This is a genomic window from Thermosynechococcus sp. (assembly GCF_046299635.1).
GTDB lineage: Bacteria > Cyanobacteriota > Cyanobacteriia > Thermosynechococcales > Thermosynechococcaceae > Thermosynechococcus.
The window spans coordinates 90,422-97,125 of record NZ_JBKBHV010000001.1 but is presented as its reverse complement, the minus strand read 5'-3'; the positions used below and the strand labels follow the sequence as shown (position 1 = coordinate 97,125).

Annotated in this window: 7 protein-coding genes (1 of these 7 cut by a window edge); 3 read left to right on the top strand and 4 right to left on the bottom strand. The window is 53.3% G+C overall.

The window, feature by feature from the left end; all coding sequences use genetic code 11:
- The 3 genes from ACK4IR_RS00555 to ACK4IR_RS00545 all read left to right on the top strand — a co-directional run.
- Positions 1-697: the final stretch of an IctB family putative bicarbonate transporter gene (locus ACK4IR_RS00555; protein ID WP_409871194.1), read on the top strand. The gene continues 701 nt to the left of window position 1, outside the view; only the last 697 of its 1,398 coding nucleotides appear in the window; its start codon lies beyond the left edge, outside the window; it ends in the stop codon at positions 695-697.
- A 79-nt stretch (positions 698-776) separates the two neighbouring features.
- A complete protein-coding gene (locus ACK4IR_RS00550; protein WP_409871191.1) occupies positions 777-944 on the top strand; it encodes a hypothetical protein in 168 nt (55 codons plus the stop codon).
- 830 nt (positions 945-1,774) lie between these two features.
- Entirely contained in the window at positions 1,775-2,872 is a 1,098-nt protein-coding gene (locus tag ACK4IR_RS00545) for an ArsA-related P-loop ATPase (RefSeq protein ID WP_409871188.1), read from the top strand.
- Here ACK4IR_RS00545 and hisD read toward each other — a convergent pair.
- The 4 genes from hisD to ilvC form a co-directional block, all read right to left on the bottom strand.
- Positions 2,869-4,164 carry a histidinol dehydrogenase gene (hisD, locus tag ACK4IR_RS00540; RefSeq protein WP_409871185.1) on the bottom strand — a complete coding sequence of 432 codons (1,296 nt, stop codon included), beginning with the start codon at positions 4,162-4,164 and terminating at the stop codon, positions 2,869-2,871. The genes ACK4IR_RS00545 and hisD overlap by 4 nt on opposite strands.
- Positions 4,165-4,351: 187 nt before the next feature.
- The gene (locus ACK4IR_RS00535) at positions 4,352-4,537 is read right to left on the bottom strand and encodes a DUF29 family protein (protein WP_409871182.1); all 186 of its coding nucleotides are present in this window, start codon (positions 4,535-4,537) and stop codon (positions 4,352-4,354) included.
- Complete coding sequence (ruvB, locus tag ACK4IR_RS00530) at positions 4,521-5,609, bottom strand: Holliday junction branch migration DNA helicase RuvB (protein ID WP_409871180.1); 1,089 nt, start codon at positions 5,607-5,609, stop codon at positions 4,521-4,523. Before ruvB ends, ACK4IR_RS00535 begins: the two co-directional genes overlap by 17 nt.
- A gap of 21 nt (positions 5,610-5,630) precedes the next feature.
- A complete protein-coding gene (gene ilvC, locus ACK4IR_RS00525; RefSeq protein ID WP_409871178.1) occupies positions 5,631-6,626 on the bottom strand; it encodes a ketol-acid reductoisomerase in 996 nt (331 codons plus the stop codon).
- Positions 6,627-6,704: the final 78 nt, after the last annotated feature.

Here is a 6,704-nt window from a genome sequence, read left to right as displayed (position 1 = left end):
TTTAACGTTTAGCCGTGGCGGCTGGTTGGGGTTGGTTGCAGCGACAATCGCTGGGGTAGGGTTGCTGGGGATTTGGTTTTGGCCAAGGCTACCGCTGTCATGGCGGCGTTGGGGGGTACCGACGGTGGGAGCGCTGGCGATCGCCCTTTGTATCGGCGTGGTTGTGAGTGTGCCGGTGCTGCGGGAGCGAGCGGCAAGTATTTTTGTTGCCCGCGGGGACAGTAGCAATAATTTCCGAATGAACGTTTGGGCAGCAGTGCAACAGATGATTTGGGCACGACCCTGGTTAGGGATTGGGCCGGGGAATGTGGCCTTTAACCAGATTTACCCGCTGTATCAGGTAAATGTGCGCTTTACGGCGTTGAGTGCCTATTCCATCTTTCTGGAGATTCTGGTGGAAGTGGGCGTGATTGGCTTTGCCGTCTTTCTCTGGTTGCTGGCGGTGCTTGCCGATCGCGCGTGGCGTTGTTTGCGGGAATTAAGGGAAACAAGGAATCCTCAAGGATTCTGGTTGATAGGAACAGTGGCAACAATGGTGGGAATGTTAACCCACGGCCTGGTGGATACAATTTGGTTTCGCCCGGAGGTGGCTACCCTCTGGTGGCTGATGGTGGCGATCGTGGCTAGCTTTATGCCAAGCGAGAAGGGGATAGAGAATGCGGCGACTGACGGTCTAGACTCTGAGCCATCAAGGTAACCTTGGACTTGCCATCGCTAGCATCATCGTACCAGCCGCAGTGGGAGCAATAGCACTGTCCTACCTTGAGTTGGGAAGGATGAATCGGCTGGCGGCAGACAGGACAACGGCCGGTGAAGTAGGGGTGGTGCATCAGCATCCGGATCTGCTCAACAGGGGAGAGGTGACCAATAATCTGCTCAAGGCTATTGGTCGAGGACTCAAGGGAAAACATCAGGGAATCCACAGCAACGTTTGTATCGGTTAACAAAATCTCTTCCCTTTAGTCTGAGGGCGATCGCAGGCAGAGGGAATCGTAAAAATACGGAGATCTGCTCCCTTAGCCTGTGGAAAACTCCAAAACCCCTGTGGAAAATTCTGGGGAAAACCTGTGGAAAACCCCGGAAAAACTCTGAAAAACTGTGGAAAACTTTTTATTCTTTTTCCACTGCGATAATAGCCTGTGGAAAAACCCCCTACTTTTTCCACAAGTTTTCCACAAAGGGGAGGTGGCTCAAACCCGCTCTAGGAGAGGCTTTTCAAAAAGTTTTCCACATTTCCACAGCCCCTACTACTACTATAAGAATATTTAAATAAATTTAGTAGTAGTAGATCCTTAAGGATCTTAAGAGATTAAAGTTTTTCCAGAGAAAAACAAAGGATGCGATTTAAGTAATTTGGAGTTAGTTTGGAACTGGGTTAGAGCTTGAGGAAGTATTAGTCGAGAGTGCTGTGATACTCAACGATGCAAGGAAGGTTCAAAGGGAAGGAACGGTTGAGATGGTTGTAAAGATCGGATCGGAATTTCCAAGAACCTGGGGAAAACGTTGGGGAATTTGGGGAAAACCCCGACAAGGGGATTTGAGTGTGGTTCAAAACGTTCTAATGGGGATCTGTTTGCGGCGCGAAAAAATTTTTTTTGGCCTGAGCATGGCCTAGAAGCCTCTAGAAGGAGGGCGATCGCCCGAGTGAGTAGGTTTAATCGTTAAGCCGATTTGGCTGCCCATAGAGGCGGTTTTATGAGGGGCTGTCTAGAAAATCTTGGGGCAGCCGTTTGCCGATAGGATAGTCCAAGCAACTATCATCCTCAAACTTGCCATGACACGCATTGTTACCCTCTTAGGAGCAACCCCAGAACAACAAACGGCACTGGGTCTGGCCATTTCCCAGTGGTTTGCCGGGCGACAGCAGCGAACTTTATTAGCGGTGCCTAGTCCAGCCACTTCCCTGCAATTTCTCATTGGCAATCCAGATCAGGGGATTGGCTGGCAACCCAAATTGCTGTCGGAGGGGTTGGCGATCGCAACCCTGCTCACTACTGAAAGTCTCAACACTGCATGGCAAGAACTTAGCCGTTTACTGGAACCCTATTTGCCCCAAGAGTTGGTGGGTAAGGTTTATGCGGGGGAATTGGTAATTCTGCCGGGAATGGATACTTTGCTGACACTGAATGCGCTGCGGGTTCACTACAGCAGCGGAGAGTATGATGTAATCGTCTATGTGGGCGGCAATAGTCAAGATACACTGCGGCTGATTGGGTTCCCCCAAGGGCTGGCGTGGTACTACCGCCGCTTTCAACGTTTGCTGGATCAACTGGATCTCAATGCGATCGCCAATGCTATTGGGGGACCGATCGCCAGCGCCATTATGGCAGCCAATATTGATACCCAAAAAGTGCGTGAGCGTTTTGGCGAGGCGAAGGAGTGGGTCGATCGCGGTGTGCAGATTGCCGCCGATCCCAAGCGTCTATCGGTATTTCTCGTAACGGATGGTACGTCGATCTCAACTGCTCAAACCCAATGGCTATGGGGCAGTGCTCAACAGGTGAATATTCCCATTTCCGAAGTCTTTTGTATTGGCGAACCCACCCCAGCGGTCAGCCGTGCATTTACACCCTTACGCATTTCGGTTCTGCCCACAGACTGGAGCAACTGGCAAGCCCTTGTTGCCCATCTCCCCAACTTAAACCAGTTAGGGACAGCACCAGCTCCCTATGAATTTGATGAAGTTCAACAACAGGTGCGGATTTTCCTACCCGGATTTCGCAAAGAGCAGGTGAAACTCAGCGAGTTTAGTGGCGAACTGACGGTGGAGGCTGGCGATCAGCGGCGCCACATTGAGCTGCCCCCCAGTCTTAAGGGTAAACCCGTTCGCGGCGGTAAATTTGAAGCCCCCTATTTGATTGTGACGTTCTAAGGCTCAAGGCGCCGACGCACAGAGTCGCGGTGGGAAATTAAGCCCTCTGTTTCAGCGAGGGTCATGACGGCTCCCCCTTGTTTGCGCAGGGCAGCCGGGGTGTATTGGATAATGCTGGAGTGCTTCAGGAATGTTTCTACGCCCAAGGCAGAAGCATAGCGAGCGGCACCGGAGGTGGGCAGCGTGTGATTGGGGCCCGCTAGATAGTCACCCACTGCTTCAGGGGTGGAATAGCCGAGGAAAATGGCACCGGCATGGCGCACCTGCTCTACAAGGCTCCAAGGGTCTTCAACTTCCAGTTCCAAATGCTCTGGGGCAAAGCTATTAGATAGCTCGACTGCTTGTTCGAGGGTTTCGACAATGCCAATGAGGCCGTAGTGGGCGATCGCCTTCTCTGTGAGGAGACGGCGCGGATGCTCAGCCAATTGTTCATTAACGGCAGTGGCAACTGATTCTGCAAGGGAGAGACTGGGGGTGAGCAAAATCGCAGCCGCAAGGGGATCATGTTCGGCTTGAGCCAATAGATCAGCCGCAATGTGAACGGGGTTTGCCGCTCCATCGGCAATGATCAAGACCTCTGAAGGTCCGGCAAGGGAGTCAATGCCAACGCGGCCATAGACCTGTTTTTTGGCCAGCGTCACATAGAGATTGCCCGGCCCGGTAATGACATCTACGCGGGGAATCGTTTCCGTGCCATAGGCAAGGGCGGCAATAGCTTGGGCACCACCAACGCGATAAATCTCTTGAATTCCCGCTTCTTGGGCGGCCACCAGAACGGCAGGATGAATGCCTTTGCCTTGACCGGGGGGGGTAACCATGACAATCCGCTGCACCCCCGCCACCTGAGCGGGAATCGCATTCATTAAAACCGTGCTGGGATAGGCAGCCCGTCCCCCCGGCACATAAAGTCCGGCCGCCTCAACGGCAGTGTAGCGTTTGCCAAGGACAATGCCATCCTCCCCAAATTGCACCCAACTTTTGGGCACCCGCTGGCGGTGGAAGGCTTCGATTTGTTGCTTGGCGAGGCGAATGGCATCGAGGAGTTCTTTGGACACCTGTTGATAGGCGGCATCCAGTTCATCCCCTTTTACCCGTAATGTGTCGGGAGTTAAGTCAATGTGATCAAATTGGGCAGTGTACTCAATCAGGGCGCGATCGCCTTCCTTGGCCACACGGCGCAAAATGGCTTCAACCGTAGCCTGTTGTTCGCTCATCTCCCCGCTATCGGTGCGATCGCAAATGCGGCGTAGTTCAGCGCGTAGGTCTGTTAACTGGGTAATGATCCGCAACATGGTCGTTCACGTAGGCGAGGCAGAGAGTCGGGCAAAGGTTAAAAAACCTTAATCAACCCTATCCCTAGCTTACAGCGATTTTCCAATTACAGGGGCGGTCTCAGGCTTGCCAACAACGACTGCCTAAGGCAATGATTCAATTTGAAGATAGCCCTAAGTAAAGGCTGGATAATCAATGACTAGACTCTCAGAGACTCGGATAATCCGATTTTCGTTCCTTTTGAGACCTGCTTATTAGAGTCAATCTTACAAAGATTACAAAGAGCTGGTATAAGTTACCGAAATCCTGTGCTTTGAGATGGGCAACGGTCTCATGGAGCCAAAGGTAATAGTCGGTCTCATACAAGAATCCAGACTTAAGATGAAGAGTCATAGGGACTCGATACCAATGGCAACTGGTTTTCTGGTGCAGTATAGCCTAAGTGTTGCCAAGCGCGAGGAGTGGCAACTCGACCTCGGGGCGTCCGTTGCAGATAGCCCCTCTGGAGAAGGTAGGGTTCATAGACCTCTTCAATGGTTTGTACATCCTCGCCTGTGGCTGCGGCTAGGGTTTCAATGCCCACAGGCCCCCCTTGGTAGGACTCAATCATTAAACTGAGGAGCCGGCGATCGCTCTCATCCAATCCCGCTGGATCCACATTCAACAGTTCAAGGGCAGCGGTGGCTACCTCTAGGGTAATCGTGCCGTTGTGCCTGACCTCGGCGTAATCCCGTACCCGCTTTAGGAGCCGCAGGGCAATGCGGGGAGTGCCGCGACTGCGCCGGCCGATTTCCAGAGCTGCTTCGGGGGTAATCGAAGTTTGTAACAGGGCTGCACCACGCTGGACAATCTGTTGGAGTTCTTCAGGGTGATAAAAGCGTAGCCGCTGCACCAAACCAAAGCGATCGCGCAAGGGCGAAGTCAAGGCGCCGACACGGGTGGTTGCCCCCACAAGGGTAAAGGGCTGGAGTTTCAGTCGTCGCGTGCGTGCCGTTTGCTGTTTGCCCACCGTCAGATCAAGGTAAAAATCCTCCATCGCCGGATAGAGCAGTTCCTCCGTCGTGCGCGAGAGGCGGTGAATTTCATCAATAAAGAGAATATCCCCCGCCTGCAGGCTGACCAAAAGACCTACAATGTCGCGGGGGCGCTCCAGAGCCGGGGCACTGGTCACTTTGCAGTTGACCCCCATTTCGGCGGCCAAGATTAAGGCAATGGTGGTTTTACCCAAACCCGGAGGGCCATAGAGCAACAGGTGATCAAGGGGTTCCTGGCGGGCTTTTGCGGCTTGAAGGGCAATCTGGAGTACATCTTTGAGTTCTTGCTGGCCAATGTAGTCCTGTAAAGAGCGGGGACGCAACGAGTCTTCGGCGGCAGATTGCTGCTCCTCGGGAGTGAGGTGGTTGGCGAGGAGAGAGGGGGGGCGCGATCGCTCCGGCGGTGAATTTTGCGACGAAATAATCGCCATTGGTGCCCCCTAGGGCAACGCTTAAGCCCGTTTTAACCAGCTAAACATGGAGCGCAGTTCTTGACCCACCTGTTCGATGGGGTGTTCAGCTTCCCGCCGCCGCATGGCGGTAAAGCCCGGCTTACCAGCCATATTTTCCAGCACAAACTCACGGGCAAATTGACCCGTTTGAATTTCGTGGAGAATTTTGCGCATTTCGGCGCGGGTTTCATCGGTAATAATCCGTGGGCCACGGGTGAGGTCGCCATATTCTGCGGTGTTGGAGATACTGTCCCGCATTTTGGCAAGCCCCCCTTCAACAATTAAGTCCACAATCAGCTTCACTTCGTGCAAGCATTCAAAATAAGCTAATTCTGGTTGGTAGCCGGCCTCTACTAACGTTTCAAAGCCAGCTTTGATCAGGGCACTGAGACCACCACAGAGCACCACTTGCTCCCCAAACAGATCGGTTTCGGTTTCCTCACGGAAGGTGGTTTCCAGAATCCCGGCACGGGTGCCCCCAATCCCCTTGGCATAGGCCATAGCTAAATCACGGGCTTGACCACTGGCATTTTGATAGACCGCAAACAGGCAGGGCACCCCTTCCCCTTGGGCATAGGTGCGGCGGACGAGGTGACCGGGACCTTTGGGCGCCACCATCACTACATCCACATTGTCGGGGGGCACAATTTGGCCAAAGTGAATGTTAAAGCCGTGGGCAAAGGAGAGGACATTCCCCGCTTGCAAGTGGGGGGCAATCTCCTGCTCATAAACAACCCGCTGAACTTCATCGGGCAGAAGAATCATAATCCAGTCGGCCATTTTCGCAGCTTCGGCCACGGGGTGTACCGCTAGACCATCGGCACGGGCGCGCTCTGCAGAACGACTGCCGGCATAGAGACCCACCACAACATTGAGACCGCTATCCCGCAGGTTGAGGGCATGGGCATGGCCTTGGGAGCCATAGCCAATAATGGCGATCGTTTTGTCCTTGAGGAGTTCTAGTTGGGCATCTGCGTCGTAATACATGCGCGCCATAGTGATGATGTTCCTTTCCAATTGCATTCAGCAGGTTGTTATTATTTCTCTAGCACATTGGCAGAGCCGATAGGGCAC